13 protein-coding genes and 1 pseudogene are annotated in these 25,759 nt (G+C 50.9%); 1 reads left to right on the top strand and 13 read right to left on the bottom strand.

Annotated features, from left to right (window positions below):
- Nucleotides 1-140: 140 nt before the first annotated feature.
- From H6507_12345 to H6507_12320, 6 genes are all read right to left on the bottom strand, one after another.
- Nucleotides 141-611: a hypothetical protein gene (locus H6507_12345; protein ID MCB9369892.1), complete on the bottom strand. Its 471-nt coding sequence runs from the start codon at nt 609-611 to the stop codon at nt 141-143.
- Nucleotides 612-621: 10 nt separating this feature from the next.
- Entirely contained in the window at nt 622-2,661 is a 2,040-nt protein-coding gene (locus H6507_12340) for a tail fiber domain-containing protein (GenBank protein MCB9369891.1), read from the bottom strand.
- Nucleotides 2,662-2,668: 7 nt separating this feature from the next.
- Nucleotides 2,669-4,486, bottom strand: a complete 1,818-nt coding sequence (locus H6507_12335; protein MCB9369890.1) for a hypothetical protein — start codon at nt 4,484-4,486, stop codon at nt 2,669-2,671.
- Between the two features lie 218 nt (nt 4,487-4,704).
- Nucleotides 4,705-4,893: a hypothetical protein gene (locus H6507_12330; GenBank protein ID MCB9369889.1), complete on the bottom strand. Its 189-nt coding sequence runs from the start codon at nt 4,891-4,893 to the stop codon at nt 4,705-4,707.
- Between the two features lie 285 nt (nt 4,894-5,178).
- A complete protein-coding gene (locus H6507_12325; protein ID MCB9369888.1) occupies nt 5,179-7,164 on the bottom strand; it encodes a T9SS type A sorting domain-containing protein in 1,986 nt (661 codons plus the stop codon).
- 195 nt (nt 7,165-7,359) lie between these two features.
- Nucleotides 7,360-10,257 carry a hypothetical protein gene (locus H6507_12320; GenBank protein ID MCB9369887.1) on the bottom strand — a complete coding sequence of 966 codons (2,898 nt, stop codon included), beginning with the start codon at nt 10,255-10,257 and terminating at the stop codon, nt 7,360-7,362.
- A 378-nt stretch (nt 10,258-10,635) separates the two neighbouring features.
- Between H6507_12320 and H6507_12315 the strand changes: the two are divergent.
- A pseudogene (locus H6507_12315) lies at nt 10,636-10,785 on the top strand (transposase).
- Nucleotides 10,786-10,912: 127 nt separating this feature from the next.
- Here the strand turns inward: H6507_12315 and H6507_12310 are convergent.
- The 7 genes from H6507_12310 to H6507_12280 form a co-directional block, all read right to left on the bottom strand.
- Complete coding sequence (locus H6507_12310) at nt 10,913-15,133, bottom strand: hypothetical protein (protein ID MCB9369886.1); 4,221 nt, start codon at nt 15,131-15,133, stop codon at nt 10,913-10,915.
- 958 nt (nt 15,134-16,091) lie between these two features.
- A complete protein-coding gene (locus tag H6507_12305) occupies nt 16,092-19,103 on the bottom strand; it encodes a hypothetical protein (protein MCB9369885.1) in 3,012 nt (1,003 codons plus the stop codon).
- Nucleotides 19,104-19,230: 127 nt separating this feature from the next.
- A complete protein-coding gene (locus H6507_12300) occupies nt 19,231-20,775 on the bottom strand; it encodes an IPT/TIG domain-containing protein (protein ID MCB9369884.1) in 1,545 nt (514 codons plus the stop codon).
- A 105-nt stretch (nt 20,776-20,880) separates the two neighbouring features.
- Nucleotides 20,881-21,444 (bottom strand): hypothetical protein, encoded by a 564-nt coding sequence (locus tag H6507_12295; protein MCB9369883.1) that lies wholly within the window; start codon nt 21,442-21,444, stop codon nt 20,881-20,883.
- An 88-nt stretch (nt 21,445-21,532) separates the two neighbouring features.
- Nucleotides 21,533-22,168 carry a rubrerythrin gene (locus H6507_12290; GenBank protein MCB9369882.1) on the bottom strand — a complete coding sequence of 212 codons (636 nt, stop codon included), beginning with the start codon at nt 22,166-22,168 and terminating at the stop codon, nt 21,533-21,535.
- A gap of 204 nt (nt 22,169-22,372) precedes the next feature.
- Entirely contained in the window at nt 22,373-23,767 is a 1,395-nt protein-coding gene (locus tag H6507_12285) for a sigma-54-dependent Fis family transcriptional regulator (GenBank protein MCB9369881.1), read from the bottom strand.
- Nucleotides 23,768-23,794: 27 nt separating this feature from the next.
- Nucleotides 23,795-25,099, bottom strand: coding sequence for a hypothetical protein (locus H6507_12280; GenBank protein ID MCB9369880.1), 1,305 nt, complete (start codon nt 25,097-25,099; stop codon nt 23,795-23,797).
- Nucleotides 25,100-25,759: the final 660 nt, after the last annotated feature.

Below are 25,759 nucleotides of genomic sequence, written 5' to 3'. Positions count from 1 at the left end.
GATGTGTGTCACGACCGCGCTCACACTCATCTACATAAATAGGATGTGGTGGAGAATGGACGAGCTTGTCTCACAAGTGACCGCGAGAGTCCGAAGATTGACTCGGAACGAACTATTGCTTGCAACTGGATCATGGAAAACTATGGTGCGTTCACAACAATGATGTAGTATTGCTGGAGTTCAGGTCCACCAAGTACGTTTGAGTCTACGTATTCTGTTCCGGGTGCTGGTATCACCGCGAGCAGATTGCCTGGCCCAGGTACGAACTCTACGGCGGTGTCCCGGTAGATGGAGTAGCTTCCTGCGCCGGGTATTGCCGTCCAGCGCAAGATTGCGTCGATGCCAGAGTCTTTGATGGTCAAATCCTGAACCGGTGACAGAGGCGATACGCCCAGTGACGGGGTTAAAAACCCCGCATACAAAGTGAAGTTCTCGCTGGATTGCACACCGATCGGAGTCAGCTGACCGAATGACGACACGAGTCCAAAAGTTTCTGATGACGATGTGCCGCCGCCTGCGTCAAGCACACTCTTCGTTATTGTGAAATGTTCGCTGGAAGACTGGGCAAAAAGCAGCGCTGGAAGAAATAACAAAATCAACGTCTTTTTCATCGCGGCATCCTCATTGCTTATTCGAATTTTTCAAGTTTCCAAACTGAAGAATGGTTTCTTCAAGCTGTTTTACACGGGCATCCAGAGCAGAAATCTGTTTATCCTTCGCTTCGTTCTGCTTGACAAGTTCCTGTATCGCAGCAAGTGCGATTCCGTTGGGATCCACAGACGAAATGCTCAGACTGTCGTCACCTACGTGGAATTGATTCCAGAAGTCTTGCGCCATGGGGCCGATATGTTCGATACCTTCGTCCTGTGATTTGTAGCTCCATTGTTTGATAGGCAATGTGCTCACCTTTTCCAGAATGCTCTTGGTGTCAACTTGACGGATGTTTCTTTTCTTGGTCGAATCTGAAACTGAATTCCACGTACCTGAACCAGATGCGAGATAGGAGCCAGTGGTCATCGTAGCGTTTGTGTAGAAGTAAACTCCGCCTGATGAACGGGCAACCCAACGATTGTCAACAGCCACATAAACAGAGTCGTCATGATCATCCGCCCAAACAAAGCTGCCGCCGTGTATCGCTTTGGCACCGTGCCCCGCGGCAAAGGAGTAGCTTCCTGCCGCTCTGTTGGACCCGCCGCCCGGTATAGCGGCCGCATATCCGCTGGCAACATTGTTTGAACCGCCTGCAATCGCAGACGAGCTGCCGGTTGCGTCATTGGAATAGCCGCCGCCAACAGATGCATATATGTCGGTTGCGGTATTGGAGGAACCTCCGCAAATTGAAGCTGAAGTGCCTAAAACCACATTGGAGGTGCCGCCGCCTATCACGGAACTTCTTGCGCCAGCCTCATTCTGTCTTCCACCCCCGACTGTTGCGTAAGACGAATCGGCAATATTTGATAGGCCGCCTCCAACAAAGGTGCAGTAACCTGATGCATCGTTGTTCCATCCACCACCGGCAGTTGCAAAGGACGTATCAGCCGTATTGGCAGCGCCACCGCCAATAGTCGAACCGTATCCAGTAGCGTTATTGCTGCGCCCGCCGCCAATGGTTGAGTATAAAGTGTCAGCGACGTTATTGTATCCGCCGCATACCACTGCTCCGACACCCAGAGCACGGTTGTAGTATCCACCTGCAACTACCGTGAAGCTGTCGGAAGACGCGTTCCTTCTTCCGCCGCCCACAGCGGAATATTGGCCGCCGGCAAAGTTACTGTCAATACTACTGCTGCCGCCGCCGCCCGAAATTACTGAGTAATCTCCGCGAGCCTTGTTGTAGCGGCCTCCCCCAAGAAACGAGTAGTCGCCGGAAGCAAGGTTTGTTTGTCCACCGCACAGCGTGGCGTAGTCCGTTGCCACGTTGTTTCCTGAACCTCCCAACAAAGCGGCGTGGCCACCCGTGACATAATTGCTCTGACCTCCTCCGAGAACGCTATGATTTCCTTCGATGCCGTTCGATTGACCGCCTGCAACCAATGAGTAGTTGCCGTCCGTATAGTTCCCGAAACCGCTTCCAATCAGCGCGTAGTCTCCGGCTAGATCGTTGTTGCTGCCGCCGGCCACAGAACTTGCGATTCCGTACGAAGAGTTTCCGAGCCCAGAGATAAATGAGTAGTCTAATGAGGTTTGGTTATTTTGTCCAATAATAAACGAACCTATTCCACCGTTCGTGTGTCCTGCGCCGAATGTTGCCTTGCCGGAAAGAGCGAGATTTCCCGTCACGTTTCCACCGGTTGCCCCGTCGATAGTTCCCACGCGGTAGGAATGTGCAACCGAAACAATTCGCTCGCGCGGCGACATCTGCGCGTCGCTTCCAATCGTGATTCCCAGCCAACGGTCTCCCGCAAACACGTCAGACAGTGTGGTCACTGAACCAAGCAAAACATTGAATAGTCCATCCGTAACAGTGACGGATGCGTGAGACTCTGACCAAAGAACGTTGCCGCCACTTTCTTGTGCGTAGATTGCAAACCCCATGCTGACGGTCGTATCGAGAGGTATTCCACTTGGAGATGAAAGGAAGCCCTGATAGTTGGTGATAATCGGGATGGCGAAACAAATATCCACAGTCGTGAGAATGAGCAGAATGATCAGCCTCTTCATGTATGCCTTACTTTCTTAGCTCAGTCTGCTCGTTTTCGGCGAGCAGAGACTGAATCTGTTTTTGCAATTGCATATTTCTACTTTCAAGTTGTTCACATTTCTTGGCAAGTTCCTGAACTGCAGCGAAGAGCACACCGTCCGGATCAAGCGATGAAATCGTTTCTTCGTTTTCACCGACACCGAACGCGGCATAAAAGTCCTGTGCCATCGGGCCGATATGCTGAATACTCTCGTCTTGAGATTTGTAGCTCCAACGTTCAATCGGAAGAGCTACGACTTTGGCAAGTATGTCTTGAGTGTCCACCTGTCCATACCGATGCTTTGCGGTGGAATCGGAAAGCGATGACCAAGTACCGCTCCCTGCAGCGAGGGAAACACCGACATTCGTGGCAGACGTTGTTGTGTAAAACCTGACACCGCCGGGCGTTCGAGCTGTGAAACTATTCGTGGCAAAAGACCGCGTTGTATCACCTCCCGAACTCCAAACGAAGCTGCCATTTTGAGCGGCAATGGCATACTCTCCAGCGGCAAAGCAGACCTGACCGGAGGCGGTATTTGACTGCCCGCCGGGAACCGTAGAGTACGAACTCGCTGCATAATTGCGATAGCCCCCGCCAATCGTACAGTGGCTTCCCAACGCGCTGTTCTGATAGCCTCCACCAATCGTAGTCCAATTTGCGAAACTGTAGTTGCGAGATCCTCCGCTTATGACCGAATAGTTTGAAGAACTGTTGGAGTCGGAAAGTGCGGGACCGCCACCTCCCGCGATAACAGCCCAGTCTCCTCTTGCGAAGTTGTTCTGTCCGCCTCCTACAAACGAATAGTAACCTGTGGTTGCGTTTCTTGTGCCGCCGCAGACCGTGGAGTAGTCGCCGACTGCACTGTTCGAGTCAACAGGAATGAGACCGCCGCCGCCGCACACGACTGAATATTGACCACGAGCCATGTTGTATCTTCCTCCGCCTACGGTCGATGATGTCTGTTGAGTAGAATTGTTGTATCCACCGGAAATTGTAGATCCCGTGCCGTTTGCAGTGTTTCCTGATCCGCCTGAAATGCAGGATTCGCCTGCATTGGCGAAGTTGTTCGTGCCGCCTCCCACGGCGGACGTTGTTCCCACCGCTTGATTTTCTGAACCTCCGCAAACTACCGCATAGCTGCCAATGACATTGTTGTTGTCTCCGCCCCCCACAAACCCGCGACTGCCGGACACAACGTTAAATTGACCTCCGCCGACTACGCCAAAATATCCAGTTGCCTCGTTCTCCTGTCCGGAGCCTATGAATGCGCCATCAGCGCCTGTAGAGTTGCCTGTTCCTCCAGTGATAGAGGAATTGTCTCCGTTTGTGGTATTGTTCTGACCCGCAACAAAGGACTGGTCGCCGATATTGCTGTTGCCGTTGCCGATGTTGCATTGTCCCATAATTCTCACGTCACCGATGATAACGCCGCCCGTAGCCGAATCCACGGTGCCAACGCGAAACGCACTTGTGACAGAATTGAATAACACGCGCGGCACCATTTCATCGTCGTTTTCGACGACAATTCCTAAGCAACATTCATCGTTTGCAAACATTTCAACCGGAATAGGAATAGATGCTCCGAGGGTTGCCTGGTAGAGACCGCCTGCTACGACGACCGTGTGAAGCTCATTCCAGTCAAACACCGGATCTGAGAGTGATTCGTACAGCCGAAACTCAATGTCGACCGTCGTATCCAGCGGGGTGCCTGCAGAATCTGTCAGGAAGCCTTGAAAATTAACCCGACTTGGCACAGCAAACACGATGTTTGCCACCGAAAAGAAAACAATGAAAAGTGTCCTCATGCGTCACCCGAAAACTTTGGATAAATATATATAGAGACAGACCTCGTTTGATAGTTCTAATTTACTCTCACTATGTATTACAACAAAGAGCAAACACTCTATTAGTGGAGTAACGTGATAGATGTCACTATTCATATTCTTTCGTGAACTCTGATGATGGGTCCGCAGCATAAAACAAGCCCGGCAAATTGGATTGCCGAGCTTTCATTTTCAAACTGTTAGGTTAACGACTGCGGAGCGTTCACAATGACGATGTAGTATTGTTGAACTTCCGGACCTGCGAGGACATTTGCGTCGGTGAAGGCCGTATAGGTCGTCGTGCCGATAAGGTTGCTTGGACCAAGCGTGAAGTTCAATCCGAGATCGGGAAAGACTGAGTAACCGCCCGCGCCGGAAACAGAAAACAATTACTTCCGTCTCCGCTAAGCTGCGTCGGAAGTAAGCATGACTAATCCTACAACTTGTACAGAAAATGGGGGCAGACCAATGATCCCGGAGATTCTCTGAAGGTTAGGCTAACAGAAACATTTAGTTCTATTTCAAGACCACGCCCTCGTGCTCTCAAATGTCTGGACCCTACATTAGCTTCTCAAAGTTCCGTCTGGTGACGTTTGATTCTGGCTTGAGGTAAACACTGTTCTATACTGGGCTATTCGCGACTCTCCATTATTGAAGGGCTGGGGTGCAAGGACTTACTTTAGCAGAATGACTTTGGTGGTCACTGCGCGGTTCTCGTTTGCCAGTTTCACGAAATACAAACCTGATGATAAATCACTCGCGTCAAACCGGATTTCGTGACTTCCGACGGTTCGCATTCCGTTCGCCAGTTGCTGCACCAGTTGACCGGTAATCGAGTAAACGGAAAGGTCAATGTTTGCGGCTTGTGGGATATTGAAGTGGAGTGTCGTGCTTGAGTTAAAGGGGTTCGGATACGAAGACAATGTAAATTGATCCGGAATGAACGGCGATATTCCAGCTTCAAGCAACAAAACAAAAACCGGGATTTCCAGTGTATCGCGCGGACATGAGTTCGAATAAAGAATCAATCTCCCTGTGAGGTCTAAATTCCCCGACGCCTGGTTTTCAGACGAGATTTGCACCATAACCGTAAGAGAATCACCAGCAGCAATGACGGCGGATTCGGGTGTAACAGACAGCCAGTCGCCTTCCGGTGAAATCGAAACAGTGGTGATTTCGATTTCAAGATAGCCATCTGCGGGATTTGATATTGTCAACGGTACGGCGATTGTCTCTTGATTAGGTACGAAAACGTTGATTGAACTGAGGGATGTCGCCAAGCCCGGAGAGAGCAATGAGACATTGATATCGCGTATCTCGTCTGGCGCGATATTTATGCTTTCAAGCGTATCTTTTGAGAAACAGTGTCTCTCGATAAACACATCGTGAATTCCGTTTGAAGCTGCGAGTATGAACCTGCCCTCAGAATCCGTGGTTGTAAAAATGTTTTGCTCCGAAGTCGAAACCTTTGCGCCTTCGACGGGAGTCCCGTCCGAATTGTCAATTACAAGTCCCGTTAGCTTTGAGAGAAAAATTCTTGCCGCGTATGCGCGTCGCGAATTTCCAATGACCAGTTGACCAAAGGCAAGATATCCGCCGGCCGGCACGTCGGTTATTCCATAAAAGCCACTCCCTGGCGTTCCATGTAACCAATTCCAGTCAACAGTTCCATCACTTTCGATTGCAACAAGCCAGCATTGACGTGTGTTCCAGCTTGCTCCTGACCATCCCGCTGCGATAAGATTGCCAGAACGGGAAACTGTGACGCCACGCAATTGAACTTCCGCGGACGATTCGGCAAATTCGCGCGTCCAAAGAGTGTCGAATTGCTCGGTAGTACTTATTGCAAAACCGAGATTTTGACCGGCTACTGTTGTTTTTCCGCATAGGATAGTACCGGATTCGACTTGAACATTGGAGTACGCAGCGTCCGCTCCTGTGTGTTGAATCACAGAATAAGAGACTTCTCCACCACTTGAGTCCAGCTCAAGCAGCCAGATATTTCCATCTACACTGCCAAATCCGGTTGTGGTCCCAGCAACAATCATGTCTCCATCCGGTTTTAGCGAGATCGTCAAGCCTGATTCAGAGGCATCACTACCATAAGTCCGGACAATAAGTGAGTCAACAGTGGGATCATAGATCGCGAGCAAGACGTCAGAGTGAATGCCGTCATTTCCGATCCCCGTGCCGACCGCTGCGATTGTGCCGTCACTCCGCACGACGAGATCATTTAAGCAGGTTGCACCGCCGCTGGTGAATGAGCGACTCCATAGACTGTCTCCGTTGGAAGCGAGTCCTATCAGAATCAGGTTGTTCGTATTGCGGCACCCCACGGAAACCAATGTTCCGTCATGAAGCTCTCCGATTGCATTGGCGGCGTCGATACCGGCAGGACCGTAACTTCTCGTCCAAAGAACATCTCCTTCTTCTGAAATTCTGGAGAAAAGCATGTTCGAATTGTTAAACCCAGGATTGGTTTCACCTGACAGGACGAATTCGCCCGTTGACAAAGCCACTGCATCGTAGAACACAGGATTGCCTGTCTCTTGGATTTGTGCAGTCCAGAGAGTATCCGGCTGGGCAAATACGGCACCGCACACGATTAGAACAACGAGAATAACGCTCGTCGCGAAATTGGGAGTGTTGTAAATTGACACTACTTTCCCTGCAATCCGAAGTTTTTTTATGTGTGCGGCGGCAGCGACGACAATTCGTTGTGCGATTATGACCTGATCGGAAACGAACAAAGAGAGCGCGGCGGCCAGAGTATTGTAACTCTAACCGCCGTCACTCTCTGTGTCATTTCGTCACGAGGACATTCTTAAGATTGCACTCGTTCCGAAGCGAGCATGTCAGCGCGCTGGAGGCTCAACACATTGGCCGACTACAATGTAGAAGAGCTTTTGACTCGTTAGACCGGACGTTGGAGCAACATAGTAAAGATGGTCGCTTTCGGCGACGGGAATGATGTTGTTTTCAACAAGCGTCCATGTTTGGATGTCAAACGTGCCGAAAACGGTACTTGACCACAATTGGTACACGCCTCTCGTGGCCGATTCCGGGTCCGTTGTCCACCGGATTTCGATATTGTCATCGTTGGCAGTCAGCGTCAGATCTTCGGGAGGATTCGGCGGAATGCAACTGCACGGACCGTTGTCGTAAATCGTCAAGTTGTAGTAACCAACTTGCCCGCCGTACTTAGCGACGCGAATAATGTACAAGCCAGCGTCAAGTTCCGCAGCGATGTAAGATTGAGAACCACCGGGATGCTGCCATGGAACATCCCATTCCGGCAAAGGCGCAAAATTCTCGTCATCGTCGTTGCAGAGAAATGCCGGCGAGGTGCAGCACATTTCAGTACCTTGATAAACAGATAAGTGCATGTCGCTTGTGCCAAGCGCCATGGCAATCTTGTGGCAATACGGCAGGTTGAGCGAGTAGAAAACATCGCCGCCGCTGGAACTGTAATTGAAGCCTCCTTCAGCGCAAACATCCGTACAGCTTGCCGTGGCATTCATGGTTGTGCCGTCCACGGTCACGGAACCATTCGGCACCAAAGTAATCCCCTCGGCGGTTGCGCACTCGTCATTCGCCGGAGGCAGGTTTGTCACCGCATTGACATGAATCGTGTAGTCACCGATGCTGTTCGGATTGTACATCACGACCGAAATGTAGTACGTTCCCGGCGGAATATCCCGCCAGAGTCCGGTCATTGCCGTAATCGGCGAGCAGAAGCCCCAATCGACAGCTTCAAGCACATAGCGATCGTCGCACGGGCACCCTTGGTAGATATTCGGGTTGAAGCTATGGAAGTCAAGAGTTCCGCAATAGTCAATCTGAATGTCGGACAGCTCGGTCGTCGTGAATACGTGCCATACTTGTGGATCTCCTTCTTGCGGACAGTCATTTGTCGCGTTTACGTTGTTCCCCGTAAACGTTGCGGGCAGCATTGCAGGCACACCGGCGTTTTCGCAGAAGTCATTAGGAGGATAGACCGGGCACTCCGTTTCGCAGGTTAATCCCACATCCCAGTACCCGAATAGATCGTCACATTCCGGTTCGGTCAGCATAGCACAGGTGCTCGCGTAGCAGCAGCGGCCTGAAGGCAGTGTGCAAGGCGTCGCGTCAAATGTAACGCGATAATCAAAAGGCGTGGCATCCGGGCCTGAAATCGCGCCGCCCTTTGAGATGCGTACATAGTACTCACCGACTCCGAGGCAGTTCGTTGTGAACGATCTGGAACCGCAAGGCGTGGTTTGGATTCCGTATACTCTAGGTAATCCGGGACAAGGCGGATCCAGGAATGCCGCGAGCAGTTCGCACTCGCCTTGATAGGTGCATGTGAGTGCGACGGGAGTCGTAACAACGAAACGATACCAGTCGAAATCGACCTTAGTGCTTCCGGTAATCGAGTCCGTATAGGCGAAGGTCCGGCCAAAGACGGTCTCGCCCGCGTTCACGGATTGATACTGCGGTAAGAATGGATCGTCGTTGTTGCAGCCGCCATTCGGATCGTTGATGGAGAATGTGCCCGGCAACGGGAACGTCTCGGCTACTTCCGGCACGTCACCTCCTTGGCTCACGATATCGCAAGGTCCGCATGGTTGGACCAACAAATCGTATGTAAAACATGGATGGAACCAAGTTCCGTTGTCAACCATGATCCAATAAGTTCCGGGGGACAGCGAGGTACAGGGAATCACAATTGGAATATACTCGGTAACCGTCCACGAGCTGGCACTCGCAATGCAGCTCCAATCCGGCGGGCAGTGATCACTGAGCAAAATTCCCGGCATAACCCAACTTTCATTGGGCGGTTCGGCATAGTAAGCTGTGAGAATGATCTCGACCGACGTGGTCGTCGTCAGCGTAAACGAATAAATCACGTCGGGACCTTCGTCTTGAGAACTTAGGCATGTCGTTCCCGTGAAATCATTTGAGTAGGAGCAAGAAGAGACTCCATTGTCACTGAATGGCAGGCTCGTTATCAATACGGGATCACTGCAGTCGTCGCCCGGAGGTGTCGGCTGAAGTTCTTCGAGAAAGAATGTGTAGTCGCCAAAATCGCCGTTCCAGCCGTCAATTACAAAGTAGTAGTCGATCCCGCCGGTCAGCGTAATTCTTGGAATATCCGATCCGGGCCAGCAAGCGCCGTCGTCGTTGCAGGCTATGGGTGCTCCGGCGCAGTTATTCGCATAGACTGCAATCTTTGTATCGAAGGCTGAGCCACACAGGCTTACGTGAAAATCGGCTGTTTGCGGCGGAGTGTAGAAATACACAACATCGGGTCCGGTGCCCGATCCTTCGCATTCAGGATAGTTGTCAGCATATCCAGTGGTAGTCCCGAAGTCGGTATACGGTGTGAACGGTATTGCCGTAGCGCTTGCACAGTCGTCGCCGCCCTGGTCGAGATTTCCGTTTCCACGGCGTGTGTTGCTTGTCTGTCCAATCCGCTCCAGCAGAATCTCTTCCGGTACGGTTCCCCGGTCTTTCGCAGCGCGAAAAGCCTTTAGTCTTGCGGCATCAGCCTGCCGTTCCTCGATAATTCGGCTGACCATTGGGTCAAGCCCGAGGCCATCGCCCGTTTCGCTCTTCGTCGGCGCCGCTGCAAGATGGGTGGTTGCCCCATCTTGGATCGTTCCCCCTTGTGTCGTCGGCGAAGGCAGTCGTCCCGAGACCGATGCAACCGCGAGCGCGGCGGCAAAGGTCGCTATCCCAAGTCCCACAAATACGGTCTTTGGCATTTTCATGTCTGACTCCTTCTCCATGAGGTCCATTTGTTGTCGCCCGGCCAATTTTCCGTGCATAGCGAGAATGTAGATTGTGCCGTGCTAAATGTCAATAGCTTCCACAGAAACAAATCCGATAGCATCAGAAGATTAAAGGTTCATCTGCGTTCAAGTTAGTACAAGGGAAATCTAACTGTATTCCCGAAAGCATCTGATTTGGAGGAAAGAGCGTCCACAAGACATTTGTTGATAACAGTTGTCCAATTCGAGAGGGGAAGTGCAGCATGGAGAGATTCACGTTGACGAGTTTCGATCTCGGTCAAGGAACCAACGAAATCGGAGAATTGGTCAGCAATTTGGCAAAGATGGCACCGGTTTCTTGCGTGGCCGTCTGCTTGTTTCAATTTGATCGAGGTGATCGAGCAGTGGCGGGTGCATTACAATACGGTCAGGCCGCATATATCGTTGGGCTACAAGCCACCCGCCCCGGAAGCAGAAAAACAATTACTTCTGTCTCCGCTACGCTGCGACGAAAGTAAGCATGTCTAATCCTACAACTGGTACAGAAAATGGGGGTAGACCAAGATCCGCGACAAAAGAGGGTTTGCCTATTTGGCAAACCCTCCACGAGTCTAATGTCCAAGTTTGATCGCGAGAATCTTATCCCTTGACGACTTTATTGCTTCGGTTCGGCTTTCGGCAACGAAACATTCGGTGAATTGAATTCAGTATAGGCCGGAATATAGAAATTCACAGTACGCAATGTTTCGTCGGCAGGCACAATCTTCTTCTCAAAATAACGCCCTTCCGGTAAAGGCAGAGTCATGTTCACAAAGATTATATTCTCGGTATCGATTGAAGGTCCTCGTTTGGAAACCTCGCCGGCATAGTTGATTCGCGAGCTTGTGTTGGGATTCAAGTATGGAACAAAGTCCACATATGACAATGAGCCTTGCAAGTCCTTCGGTGTCGAGTTTTCCGGATCTTTGACTGACCCCATTTCACTCACGATGTCCGGCTCGATGCCGCTATTAACATCTTGCGGTTCCATTCCTGCAACCAAGCCTGCCGCCGGCAAAGCGGTAATCAAATAGAAACTCGCCGACTGACTATTGATTACTCCGGCGTCGACGAACGAGTTTGTGGCAACGTTTGCTAAGAAGTCTGCCGGAATTGGCGAGACATCGGCCGTAGCCTTACGATACACCTGATAAGACGCTGCGCCTGGGACCACGGGCCAACTAAGTTGGACATTTACTCCGCTTGCTTGAATAACCAGTGAATCCGGGCTCTCTTGTATCGGACACGGTGAACTTGTCACGCGCAGCACAAACGGACCCGCACTCACACCATATCCGTCAACAATGATGAAGTATGTTGTCGCGGGCTGAGCAACAAATGACAGAGTACTTTGCGTTACAATGCCGCCGCCGCAACTGTTATCATCATTGCAGGCTACTTCTGTTGTTCCCGGGCATCCTCCGCCGGTGCGGACCAGCAGACCGGTGTCAAAGCCTGATCCGCACAGCGACGCCGTGATCGTCTGACAATTGTCAACGGATAAATTGTATATCACGTCCGGTGATGCTGAACTGAACATGCAACTTCCGGTAAAGTTATCCGTTGCACATCGTGTGTCTCCGAAGTCCACAAACGGAAAAGATGTAATTGCGGTTCCCGGACAAGTGTTATTTTCAGGTATGAATTGCTCGCCGGTAATTGAAAGTGCATAGGATCCGGCAGAACCCCAATACCCATCGACCAGTATGTAATATGTCACACCGGCAAGTGCCACGAATTGTAATTGACTCTGCAAATCGCAGAAATCGTCGTTGCAATCAATAAACGTTGTGCCGGGACATGCCCCGCCTGTACGAACTTCTAATCCGGTGTCATAGCCGGATCCGCAAAGTGAAACCGTTACTGTTTCGCAACTTGGACGAGTCAGACTGTACATCACGTCAGGCGATTCGGGATTCCCCTCGCTTTGACAACTGAAATGATAGTCGTCACTAGCACAACGCGTGTTTCCCGTATCAAAATAGGGAAGCGACGTAACAACCGTTCCCGGGCAAACATCGTTCGGTGAAACATAGGGGATCCCGGTCGCATTGAGGACGTATGCGCCTGTGAAGGTGGAATAGCCGTCTACGATAATGTAATAAGTCACGCCAGCTTGAGCTATAAATGTCGCGGTGCTCTGAAGCGTAGGACTTGAGTTACAACTGTAATCATCATTGCATATCACCTGTGTCGATCCAGGACATGGCCCGCCAGCGCGAATCTCCAGTCCCGTGTCGTAGCTCGATCCGCACAACGATATCGTAACTGTCTGACAAGTGCTCAATGTCATATTGTAGAATACGTCTGCAGGGTCACCCGAAACGCAATCTACGTTGAAATCATTTGTGGCGCAGGTTGTGCTTCCAGTATCCGAGTAGGGCAAAGATGCTATAGTTGTTCCCGGGCAAGTGTCGTTTTCGGGGGCGAACGGCACACCCGTAACATTCAGGACATAGTTTCCTGTGAACGTCGAGTAACCGTCAATGATAATGTAATACGTTACTCCGGCTTGAGCGACAAAAGACGCGGTACTTTGAAATACAATACTCGAACCGCAGTAATTGTCGTCGTTGCAAACAACCTGGGTGCTTCCGGGGCAAGTTCCGCCGGCGCGAATTTCCAGACCCGTGTCGTAGCTCGATCCGCACAGTGAAACGGTCACGGTCTGGCAACTGCTCAGCGTCATATTGTAAAACACGTCTGCTGGGTCACCAGAAACGCAAGCTACATCGAAATTATTCGTGGCGCAGGTCGTGCTGCCCGTATCTGAATAGGGCAAAGACGTAATCGCTGTTCCCGGGCACGTGTCATTTGACGGCACAAGATTGATCTTTGACACACTCAGCGAGTAAGATCCGGAGTAATTGCCGTAGCCGTGGACAATGACATAATAGGTTGTATTGCGATTAGCATTGAAAGTCACCTGACTGTGTACGCTTGTCGCGCATGTCCCGTCATCATTGCACGCAACTTGCGTAGTTCCCGGACAAGAACCTCCTGTGTAGACACTCAATCCTGTGTCATAACCCGATCCGCACAAGGAAACAGTTACGCTTGCGTCACAGGGCAAGGCCGACGATGAAATCGTGTAGATAACATCAGGCGACAAGTTGTTCAAACAGTTCGAATAGTTGTGATCGGCGTTCGCGGTTGAGCCCGTGGTCGTGTAGGGAAGACTTGTAATAGTTGTTCCCGGGCATGTGTCATTTGAGGGGCGAGTCAGCAGACCGCGGGGAACGCAGGCATCCGAGATTGCCCAGCGGTTCCAGCCACCGTTGGACATTCCGTCGTAGGTCATAAGCGCTTGCGCGGCCGTCGGCATCGTCGCGCTGGTGCCGAGTAGGAAATGATGTCCGAGTACGATCCTATCCATTGTGATGCGACTGGTAAGAAGCATCGCGTCATAACAGGCCTGACTCCAAATCTGACCTGCGTTGTGAACTCCACCATTGTTGTTCTCAGGATAGTGGTAATTTGCATTTAAGATTCGGCCATTCCAGAATGTGTTATGGCCGTCCCAATTGAACACCCACGTGTCGTGGAAGTTGTAGAGCGCATGCGAATATGACGCGGCCCAGTAATCGCCGAACCCTTCGCCCATTGACCCCTCGTCGCCGCCGCCCCAACCGGGAACGGAGCCAGACTGAATCGCATGTCCGTATTCGTGCCAAATGACATCAGCGTCTTCGGCGTCATCAACGCCGCCCTCGCCCCACGCAAGTCGGTTGGTTGAGGGGATGTAGTGCGAATTATCGTCGCCGTTCAAACCATGGGGATCGCATCCTATCGACAAATTCTGAATATTATTGAATCCCAAGCTCTGTATCCAACGTTGACTTGCGTCAATGTGGTAGTACACGTTCACGTCCTCGAATCCCTGTGCATCACGTGTATATATGAAGTTATCAGGATTTACATTCGTTACGGGCGTGCTGGTTGGACTTTCAAAATCGATCAACGTGCAATAAGGTCCTTGCAGGCGGTAAACCCCGCCGGAGAAAGTAAGATCTCTTAACGTCTGATAAGAGCGTTGACCTTGCAGCTGGGTCGTATTGGCGTCGCTGCCGTCAACAAATCCTGCGTCTCCATAGTTTGCACTTGCTGAAGTCAGCGGATCCGGGACGTAGGTATAACCGTGTCCATCGGTATAACAGGCGCGATCTGCTACGCGGCGGATAGCCGTCGTATTCGCGTCAACGAGAAGCTCCCAGTCGCCCATCGGGTCTTCAACGAATTGCCTAACCCGCCAAGCCGGAACAAAATCCCGGTTGTCACCAGCCCAGATAACAAATTCTACTTGAACACTATCTCTCGGCTCCACCTTCGGGTTCAAATAGTCCATTGCAATTCGGACTGCTTGATCTGCGCTCACGGATGCAGTTGTTGAGGGATTATCTTTGAAAGTGAACAGACTCGAAAAATAGAACCGAACGATATTGTTTTTGGTCATGGTTACGACAGCATCACCGGGATAAACCGGAACGCCGTTTATCACGCGTACAAATGTCACATGGTAGCCGTCCGGAGATTCGACGGTTCTTTCAACCTTTAGTGTTGCATCCGGATCCAGCAAAAGCCAATCTTGATGAAGTCGGAGAAATGTCCATGCGGCGTCTTCTGGAGTACCTTGAAATGGCCCTTCGTCTAAGTCTGATACGCACTGTATCCGACCGTCAAGTGTGTTGACAACGCGATTGTATTCAATCTTCCAGTTACCGGGGTCGTCACAGAATGTCGGAGGCGTTGACAATGAATTCGTCGGCTTAGGCTTGGCCGCAAAGGCGGTCGATCCGACTGCGATGGTTATCAGCAGCCCAATTGTCAGGATCTTCATTAGTTTCATAAGTGCTGGCTCAACTAAGTAGTATTTGAATAATTCTTGTTTTCTGAACGTAAAATATGCTCTCAGATCTAACGGCAAGCCTTAAACAAGAATTTTCTTAGTTGCCGTCAGAAACCCAGGATCCACACATATTAGCTTCATTCGCATCGATGTGCAATAAAAAGCGATGAAAAAAACAAATAAAATAGAAATGCTATTGTTTATAAAATGATACCCTTAGAACATGCCAAATTTTATCCACATTTCAATTTGCGAACATTGCGAGGCAAATCAGATAAACCTGACCCAGTTGTGACAGCCTGTATTTTGGGGATATAACGGATTTCAGGTACGCGAGTGCGCTTCGCTACATCGAGAAGAGTTGTCTGACAGGTCATGCAGTCCGACAAGCACTGCTCAGACCAAAATCTCGGTTTAACTGGAGTTCATTGTTCCCAACTTGTCCCAAGGCAAGTGGCCACTCGTTGGTATCCTCGAATGTCACTCACCATATCTTCCTAATGTCCCTAGGATGTTTCCGGAATGTCACTTATGATTTGTCATGAAATGTCTGCAATCGAATTAAGAGTCCGATTTTTGATGAGTCTTCTAACAGAAAAAGAAACAGCCCCTTAAAAGGGGCTGTCTTCCTTTAGACTTTCTACGTAAGTTCAATATTTGTCACCGAGGCTCGCGGTGACTTAGCACATTTCTAGCACACCTTCTTCACGCGCCAAATGGCCAAATTGATCTTCAAACAGACTTCGCCAGTAGTACGAGTCTTAAGTCGGCTGCATCATCTTTTGGCTTGCCCCCTCAGTGTCACGCAAGCGCCACCAAACGACACCAGGTGACGGCCAATGATGTGACCTAAGTTTCGAACTCCGCTGCAGCCCGGTCAAAAGTCCACCCGAGATTTCGGTGAATTGTTGCTATAGATCACAAAGAAGTTGAGAAGTGCTTGTAAAGACTACGGCAGGGACAGCCTGAATGTAGCTTGGTCTTCGGACATCGGAACAACTACCTGATATTCAGCACCTACTATCACGACGGGATCAAGAACCAACGACCAGTTCATACCGAGGGGATCAATTGACTTCTCAAGCGCATATCCGGCGGTAGGAGCGATCCAATGCAGAATAACGTCGTTCGGATTTGTACTTGAGTCGTACGAAATCACAAGATTCGGAGTTTCCCGAACAGTGATGTTGTCAATCACAAAATCCGTAACGCCGCTCGGTTGGGCGGGCATTTCCACACGGATTCTTTGTATGCCGTTTGCAGTGAGTCCCAGTGTTCCAGTAGGTATTATGTCCGTAACTTTGATTGTACCGACGGCCGTTGTTTGACCGGCGAGAGTCGTTCCCGCTGTGTCACTCCACGCGGTGAGCTGCACAACACTCGGCGTAATCAGCAACTGGAAATCAAAGGTCGCGAATGACAGCCAGACGTTGTCTACCGGTCTGTCAAAGACCACATCGAACCCGGAAGGCCCGGCTACCGGGAACAGGAAGTGACCGGACACACGAGACAGCGGCCAGCCAAGGCTGGCTTCGGATTGCACGCTGAATAAACCAGACGAAGCCAAGAACTCCGCTTGCCAGCCTTCTGACGACTGACTAAACGGAGTCTGATCATTGCTGTTGAGCAAGGGCAGTCCGGTGTCAAAATCAAAAGTTGCCGATAATGTATCCGGTGCAAACACGGCGGACAATGTGCGCGAAACCGCTGCAACAAATGGATAGTTTGGCGAAGTGCTTTGAGTAACGCCGCCTTCCATCCATTTGACAAACGCCATACCTGTTACAGGAACGGCACGGAGTTCAACAGGTTGGCCGATCGCATATTCTCCATCGCCGAAGACTGAGCCCGTACCACTTCCTACCGCCAGTTGAATCGAGACGGCTTGCGCAAACAAAGCGGTTAGCACCCGGTTCGAATCCATGTAGACTGCGTCGCTTTGCCAAGTGCTGTACGGCGCTCCGTTTTGATCCCATTCTTTGAAGACGTAGCCGGCGTTCGGCTCGGCCCAAATTGACGCCCAAGTGTCAAGGGGATAAGAACCGTCTCCAAAAGCGGTGCCTGCACCCGCAGGTTCAACCATTGTCGTTAAGGTTACGCCCTGAGCAAAATTGGCTATCAAGTTCCGATCTACGTTCGCAAAGAACTCGTAGAGCGCGTCCGTCGACACTGTAATATCACCTTCCGTCCAGCCTGCGAATGAATAGCCAGGATTGGGCGACGCAGTCAGGGTAACGCGCGAGCCGAATTCGTATGAACCGGTTCCTGTTACAACCCCGCCTTCAGGCGGAGAGACGACGGCGCTTATGTTAATATTTTGCGGTGCGACTCGCTGCGCAATGATATTGTCGATCCAAAGAAGATTACTTATCGGATAACCTTGGCCGGGCGGAATATCAATGACGACTATGTCAAACGGGGTTGCGGAAGCGAACGTGACACCGCCCTCCGGATATGCGCCAGTGATCCACGCACCACGATCACTTGCACTGCCGACCGGTGGATTGGATGTGCTTCCAGAATATCCCGTAATTCTCACCAGTGACGCAATGTCGAAGTCCGCCATGTTTTCCGCCGTTACAAACTGAATTCCAAGGCTGCTTAAGGGTACGTCAAAGGAGATTTGCAAGCTGCCGTACGGACTTGAAGGATACAAGAAGTTGCCCGAGAAATTATTGGGAACCCATCCGTATAGAAAACTGTTCTGTATCGACCAAGCACCGAGTCCGAGAGGAGTGAAACTTGCCGTTAGTCCTGAGCTTAGTTGTGTCGCAGGCATCGTTTGTCCGGGAGCCACAGCGGGAAATCCGGTGTCGAAATCAAAGAGTGCAGTTGTAGCCAGCTGCTCGAATACCGCGGTGAGATAGCTTGTATGAGTTACTTGGAAGGTATAGCTACTCGAATTGCTGACGGGGTTGCCGCCGTCCAGCCACATCGAAAACACATAGCCCGAGCTGGCGACCGCATCTACTGTGACGGACTGTCCTTCATTATAAGTGCCATCACCGGACGTCGTACCGCCGGCCTGAGGTTGCGACGACGTCGTAACCGCGTACGCCACCGTGAAGTTTGCCACCAACGTTCGATTCACGGTTGCCGTGAAATTGTACGTCGGGTTATTACTCACGACATTTCCGTTTTCCGTCCAGTTGACAAAACCGTAGCCCGCTGCCGGCACAGCAGTCAGGGACGCCGTACTTCCCACCGGATAAGATCCGGCGCCTTGAACGGTGCCCCAACTAACCGGGTTTGCGGAAGCGGCAATGTTCACAGTCGGTGCATCCGACTTTTCAAGTGAGAATGCGACATCACCTGTGACCGTTTGGTAGTAATTGTCCCCACCAAGCGCAATAGATCGAAAATGCGTTCCAGTGCCGCCGTTTGCAAATCCCCAAGTGGGAAGAACACTCTGACGCGCGACGATGTAGATCCAGTAGTAAGCTCCCGCGCTCGCCTGAAATGGCGAAGGGAGTGTGTAATGATAATCGTACATTGCCACTCCGCCAAACGTGCCGACGTACGTTTGGCCGGCCGTTCCGTTCACATTGTAAGAAACAAGCGGTCCGGGATAGAGATACCCAAGGTCCGGCTGCGACCCGCCAGCTAACGATGCGTAGATGGCAACATCAAACCCTACAATAGATGCCACTCCGCCGCCGCCACGCCAATTGACTGCAGTGACGGCCTCGCTTGTCGCGAGCGAGAATCTATCCCATATGAGTTGATCCCAATCGCTTCCGTCCGGATCCCATCGTGAAGATTGGTGAAGTGTGGCTGAACCGTCATGAGGCTGGCTAAAAATGACTGAGGCGGATGCAGATGCAGACAGAGCCAGAAGCAGCAACGACACACTGAGCAGGCGCAGTATCCGGCTTGGCGCGCCCGGCCATGCAATGCGATTCGTATCGCAGCTAACCCGCGGCAGGCCGGCTGCCGCCACACTTTTTTCACGATGATTCATACTTCACCTGCTTCTATGGCTTGTTTCGAAACTAACGAATGCCCACGGGAAAACCGCAGGCAGTCGCTGCACGAAGTGTGTCGCTTCGTGTCCAAGAAATTCTTGTGCTGATGTCTTATTAGGCAAATTACGGAATGTAGGCGCGCACGATGTAGAAATACGACTGAGCTGCTTCGTTCAGCACATTGTGGTCTGTGAACGTCGTAGCGTTGACATCTCCAACCATGTTTGTGAAGAGTCCGTCAGGCGAACTGTCTCTGTAGATTCGATACTCCGCGCCAGCCTCCGGTGACGGCTGCCAGTTTAAGACGATATCGTTTGCGCTGGCATGGACGACAAGATCGGTAGGAGACGCCGGAATCTTCACTTGAAAACAACCGGTGCACTGATCATACTGTCCATCCGGATTTGTCACTCTGACCGCGTGAAAACCGATCCCCAGCGTTCCTGGCGTGACACATGTGATCCTTTCGGCTGTTTCGATGACAAGATCGGTGGGAATGAGTCCCCCAATAGTCACGGTTGCACCGGGATCGAAGTTCTGTCCTTCGATTGTAACAGGAGTTGGAATCCCCGGATATGCCCAATCCGGCGCCAAGAACGAAATGGTCGGCCCGCCGACTTCAGTGATTTCGAAGCACTCCGAGCAAACGTCAAATTGCCCGTCCGGGTTGGTCAACATAACATCGTAAACGCCGTCAGGAAGATCGGGTACTATAAAATGGGCAGACGAACTTGACAGCACAGCAGAAGTCGCCACAATACCGCCGCACGAGATTTCCGCGCCACTCACGAAATTTTCTCCGTATACGAAAATGAGATCTCCAATTTGACCTGCACCGGGGGAGACGTCGGTAATGACCGGACCTAAATTTGAGCCGGCTCCTTCTACGAGAATATCATCAATGAACCACCCACGGAAACCATTATAAAGTTGATCAACCGTGTCGAACCTGAACCGTATCCAGCAGACGTTGCCGCAAAAGGGCGCCAGTGAAAAACTCTGATGCACCCATACCGGAGGAAGACCTACACCGCCCGAACTGTACCCGACGTTTGGATTTGCATTGACATCGTCCAAGGGATTAAGCTGACCGCTTCCGACTGGATTCCAATTTGCTCCACCGTCCGTTGAAGCTTCAATATACATGACGTCGTACCATGGAACGTCCACACCTTCAACTTCCCACACCGTCCAGAAAGTTAGATTGGCGTCGGACAAAGTGGTCAAATCAAGATCGGGTGTAATCGCCCAACCGGTATTGGGCACTGTTGACGTACCGCCGGAAAGCGGCGGTTGATTCTGGTCGAAGTCCGATCCGACAAAGGTACCGGTTGATTGCTCTCCGTACCACAAAGAGTGAATTCCACCGTGCGCCGCTGGAAGCGTTCCGGCGTCGGGCAGCGTCACTAAATTAGGATTAATCGTGGGGTGCATAACCGTGATGGTCTGCGGATCCGGAATTACGTTGAAAAATCCGTCGAAGGTCCACCCCGGGGCGCCGGATTCAAAGTTCTCACTCCACGGGAGCGTCGTTCTGCTGTCCCGGCTCGCGCCGAGGGCGACCGCGGGCGGTGTTGTGCGCTCTGGAAGTGGGCGACTGGGTGCGGCGAGACTGTAACCCACAAAGATCAACAAACTCATTGCCAACACTCGACAAGACATTTTCATCACTGTTCTCCGAGGGTCTGTGACCCAAAATATATGGTGATTGTGGTTGACCAATAGTTGCAAGCGCACAGTTGCCGTTCACTTTTTCAAAATTCTCGTGTCCTGTCAGTCCTTGCCGCAAAACTCCGTGATTCTCGAAGAGGCGGGGTCTGATAGTTGTTTTGCGGGGATTTCCGTTACAGACGGTTGCATGAGCGCCCGTACTCCGAGTTCGTGAACTAATCTACCCCCTTGATGCGCTGTGTTCGCGAGAATTGTTGTTCCGCCAACATAAAACAAAAGAAACGCGAGCGTCACAACGGTTGATAAGCCGGGCGAAAGTTCTTTGCGAAACAACTTTGGTCCGAAAATGAAGGCCGCGAACATCACAGTTAAGAGTGCGAAGACCGTGCGCGTGAGTTCGGCGAGTTCTTCGTGTTTCTCAATGACCATGTTGACCGTTTCATTCCGGTCGGCAAATTCTCCCGCGGCCTCGCCGGTGGAAATTGCGACAAAAGAGGAAAGCGTTCCGATTAGCATCAACAGAAATGCCGCGACGTACAAGCCATGCCGCTGCCTCTTCAAAATCATTCCAGCGAGAATAAGTAACGGCGAGGTAATCAGAAGCGCTATAGGGAAATGGATGATCAGCGGGTGGAGACTATCCCAGTCTGGAATAGGAGGGAGCATGTTTTTTTCTATAAGTTTGGAATATGATCAATCATGAGGCTGCCCAACCCGGGGAGAGGAAGCTGGACAGCCCACGCCGCATCGTATATCAGCTCACCTTTTCATACTTGTCCGCACCATTAAAACAGACAGGGCACTTCTCAAATCCTACGGACTTCACGGTATTGCCGCAAATCGCGCAGACATAGAAATCAATATTATCGCCTTTCCAATTTTCCAGATCAGCCAGAGCTTCGGAATAGAGTTTTGCGTGTTCCGCTTCGGCCGTTTTCGCGTAGTTAAATGATTTTAGCGCGTCTTTGTTGTTGTCAGTTCGGGCGACGGCGATGAATGCCGGATACATCGTGTCGCGTTCGTAGGACTCTCCGGCAATCGCTGCCTCAAGATTCTCTTTAGTCGTCTTTACTTCCGGCGCCACGATGTCAGCGGTTGGTGTTGCCCCGAGTTTCTTGATCGCTTCGGCGTGGTTGTTCGCGTGAATTTCTTCAGCGTGTGCAGCAGCACGGAAAAGACTTGCTACTTTGCCGTACCCTTCTTCGTCCGCTTTGGTGGCAAAGAGCAAGTATTTTGTATGTGCATTGCTTTCACCGTTGAACGCGGCCTGCAGATTTTCGAGTGTCGTGCCCGCTTTGCCATCTTCACAACGTGCGGTGTTTGTGCTGGAAGTCAGCACCATGAGAATCGCGGTGAGTGCAACCGCTAGTTTCAAGTAGTTCTTAGGCATAATTATGGGGTTCTTTGTTCTGTCACTTCTCGCATTGTATTATGCGATCTGTTATGTATAGGACAAGTATTATGCCATGATTGTAAATTTCGAAATAATATGTATATATAAGAGTCACTTGAGCATAAAAAACCGTTCGTAGTCAGAGAATTTGTACGAACGGGCTGCGCTTTGTCAAAAATTTTGTACAGGATGCCGATTACCTCATGAGATGATCCCGTATTTCTTCAGCTTGTATTGAATGTCGCTGCGGGAAATCCCGAGGTTTCTTGCCGCAACTGCTTGGACACCACCGGCTTCGTCGAGTGCCTTGCAGAGAATACTTTTCTCTACTTCTTGCATTGTATCATTGAGGTTGACACCGTCTTGAGTGTCTATCCACTCTTTGGCAGACAACGGGTGCCGCACATTCGGCTTTCCGGTAAGACCAGACTCTTGAAGCGACACAGGGAATAGACTTTTGTCTATTTCTCTACCTGAAGCCAAAATACTTGCGCGCTCGACAAGGTTTCTCAATTCGCGAACATTGCCCGGGAAATCATAAGCCGTCAAGGCCGCGATTGCATCGTCCGCCAATCGTAACTGGGGAAGTTTCGCGTCGGCAATCACATGCCGCAAGAAATGTTCGGCAAGCGGAGCAATATCTTCACTGCGATCACGCAACGGCGGGACTTGAATTGGAACAACCGCAAGCCGATAGTATAAGTCTTCGCGAAACGTTCCGTCTTTTGTTTTGGCCAGTAGATCGCGATGCGTGGCGACTACGATGCGGACATCTACCGTTCGAACAGCCGTGGAGCCCACGCGTGTAATTTGGCCGTCGGTGAGCACGCGAAGCAGTCTCGCCTGCAAGGGCAGCGACATTTCGCCCGCTTCATCGAGAAACAGCGTACCTGTGTGGGCCGCTTCAAAGAGTCCAGGCCTTGTTTTATCCGCACCAGTGAATGCGCCTTTTTCATGACCGAATAGCTGGCTTTCAAGCAGCTGCTCTGGGAAAGCGCTGCAGTTCACCGCGACAAACGGACGATGATTTCTACTGCTCTCGTCGTGAATTTGCCGTGCGACGAGTTCTTTTCCTGTACCGGTCTCGCCCGTAATAAGAATGGTCGCATTTGTGTACGCCACTTTTGCAATTAGGCGCTTCAATTCTGTGATGGCAGCACTGTTTCCGACGATGCGACCCGACCGTTCCTGGCGTCCAATCTCCCGTTTCAACAACAGGTTCTCGCGAATAAGTTCCTTTCGCTCGACGGCTCTGTGTATTACACTGCGAACAACATCCGGCGTGAACGGCTTGGTCATGAAGTCAAACGCGCCTTGCCGCATTGCTTTTACCGCAATCTCCACAGAAGCAAATGCTGTCAACATGACAACAGGGATTTCCGAATCAAATTCGCGGCATTTGGTGAGCAGAGTTAGACCGTCTCCGTCCGACATCCTGTGGTCCGTGATCACCAGATCAAAGGGCCGTGACTGAAACACGTCGTACGCTTCGTTCACTCCTCCCGCTTCCTGAACAGTGTGACCGTCTTCTTCTAAGATCACGCCTAAAACTTTGCGGGAACTTGCTTCATCGTCGACTACAAGAATTCGTGCCAAGGTTAATTTCTCAATTATGACGTGTTGTTATTCGAGCGGTAATGTAAGTTCAAACCGTATAAGCTCAGGGTTGTTTACTGCCAACCGCAGATTTCCGCCGTGAGCGGATGCAATTTTGTGTGAGATTGCGAGACCGAGACCTGTTCCTTGCGGTTTTGTAGTGAAGAATGGTTCAAAGAGTCGCTCAATTGACGAAGCGGGTATGGCTTCTCCGGAATTTTCGACTCCGAGTACGGCCATATCGTCGCGCACGCCGCCTGTTAGTGTCACCACACAGTTTCTGTCACTCGCTTCGATGGCGTTTATCGTCAGATTGATAAGTGCTTGGTAAATCTGGTAGGGGTCACATATGACTGAATGATCCTTTTCAACTTTGACAACAACGGATACAGCCAAATCTGCTGCGCGCCCTTGAACGACATCGCGGACATACTCCAGCGCAGTCAATATTTGAGTTTCTTTCTTATCCGGCTGCTGCTGACGCGCGTACGAGAGGAAGTCGGTAGTCAAAACTTCCATCCTTTTGGCTTCCTCACGCGCGATGCTCAGCATCATTTTTCGAGATTGTGTGCCGGAAGTTTCGGACAAGGCGGTTTCGAGCGAGCTTGAAATCACGGATACCGGATTTCGTATCTCATGCGCAATGGAGCTGGCCAATCTTCCTACTGCCGCGAGTTTTTCTTCGTTCACAAGTTTGTCGCGCGTCACAGCAAGCTCGTCAATCGTGTGTTCGAGAGACGCTTCACGCTGCCTCAGGATATCCACAAGTAGATGCACAACCAAAGCAACAACAACATAGATCAGCGCTACCGTGGATGCTTCATAGTATTCGGTCAGCTGCGGGCGGCGCTCATAGTAATACCAGACTTGAAAGATTGTCAGAAAGGCACAGACCGCCACAGTAGACACAGTATATGCGAGCGAGAGTTCACTGGCGGCAGCAACGATAATCGGCAGTACCATCAGCGCGGCGTAGTGTGATTCCTGGACATTGCTGAGCATTGACGCCGCGAACGCAAAGGCTACACCGGTAACAACACTGAATGCCGCGTATTTTAGTTTTGCTTTCTCGCTAAAGTGTCCCTTGTAGTTCTGGAGCCATGCGAGTTCACCGATTTGCTCGATGAACCTTGCGGCAAACAGAATGAGAAGCCCAACGCTCGGATAGCCCATGACCTGAACGAACGCCATGTGGACCGTGATCAGGGCTGCCATCGCCAACATGCTCAACAGAAGCCACACGTAGGCCTGTCTGCGAAACGAGTCAAAGCGGGACGATTGGGTCTCGGTTTGAATAGGAAACGGGGCAATCGCCGCGAGGGGATCGGTCATAGCAGCGTTTATCAGTGACTATCGTTAAGTATTAGATGCAAGACACGTGAAGATAGGTCTTGACGCCTGAAATTAGCAAGATTGGAAGACAAAAGCGATAGAATCACGGTCTGTGCCATTTTCTTTGCCGTGCATCTCGTGCCAGGCAGCTTTTACTACATACGTTGCACTACAACGGACTCCTTTTTCTTTCGCTCTGCAGTTGGCCCCCACGAATTGAGCATAATCACACGAACATTGGCAAAGCGTCTAAGCTGGTCAGAACAAACAACAGCAAATCTCACTGTTGTGGAGTTAGTCATTGACGGAAAGTACGTTTCCCGCGTCCTTCCACTTGAACATACCTCGTAAACCGAATAAAAACGCGACCCGTGTTGGCCTTGCATAGATCAAATTTTCGGAATGTCCTGTATTTGTCCTGTAATCATTTGCAACTGGTTGATACCAGATAGCAAAACAACCTTGCTAAGTTCATACTAAACAAGGGTGCAATTGTGGAGACGGCAGGAATCGAAAGAGCTGTCATTGTTCAGACCTCACTTATAAGACAAACATAATCAACGAGAAAGCCCGTTTGGGGCTTTTCTCGTTTTACTGCTAAGTCTATGTTTTTAGCATTGACGACAACCCTTTACAGGACAAAAACAAGACGGTAGGTAG

The organism is Calditrichota bacterium, from assembly GCA_020637445.1.
Lineage (GTDB): Bacteria > Electryoneota > RPQS01 > RPQS01 > RPQS01 > JABWCQ01.
The sequence above is the reverse complement of the archived record's forward strand: the minus strand, read 5'-3'. Positions and strand labels throughout refer to the sequence as shown.

What these genes read in the sequence shown, in the direction of transcription:
- H6507_12340 (MCB9369891.1), bottom strand. Translation starts at nt 2,661, where the DNA reads ATGAAGAGGCTGATCATTCTGCTCATTCTCACGACTGTGGATATTTGT.
- H6507_12295 (MCB9369883.1), bottom strand. Translation starts at nt 21,444, where the DNA reads ATGCTCCCTCCTATTCCAGACTGGGATAGTCTCCACCCGCTGATCATC.
- H6507_12345 (MCB9369892.1), bottom strand. Translation starts at nt 611, where the DNA reads ATGAAAAAGACGTTGATTTTGTTATTTCTTCCAGCGCTGCTTTTTGCC.
- H6507_12290 (MCB9369882.1), bottom strand. Translation starts at nt 22,168, where the DNA reads ATGCCTAAGAACTACTTGAAACTAGCGGTTGCACTCACCGCGATTCTC.
- H6507_12305 (MCB9369885.1), bottom strand. Translation starts at nt 19,103, where the DNA reads ATGAATCATCGTGAAAAAAGTGTGGCGGCAGCCGGCCTGCCGCGGGTT.
- H6507_12310 (MCB9369886.1), bottom strand. Translation starts at nt 15,133, where the DNA reads ATGAAGATCCTGACAATTGGGCTGCTGATAACCATCGCAGTCGGATCG.
- H6507_12320 (MCB9369887.1), bottom strand. Translation starts at nt 10,257, where the DNA reads ATGAAAATGCCAAAGACCGTATTTGTGGGACTTGGGATAGCGACCTTT.
- H6507_12335 (MCB9369890.1), bottom strand. Translation starts at nt 4,486, where the DNA reads ATGAGGACACTTTTCATTGTTTTCTTTTCGGTGGCAAACATCGTGTTT.
- H6507_12280 (MCB9369880.1), bottom strand. Translation starts at nt 25,099, where the DNA reads ATGACCGATCCCCTCGCGGCGATTGCCCCGTTTCCTATTCAAACCGAG.
- H6507_12300 (MCB9369884.1), bottom strand. Translation starts at nt 20,775, where the DNA reads ATGAAAATGTCTTGTCGAGTGTTGGCAATGAGTTTGTTGATCTTTGTG.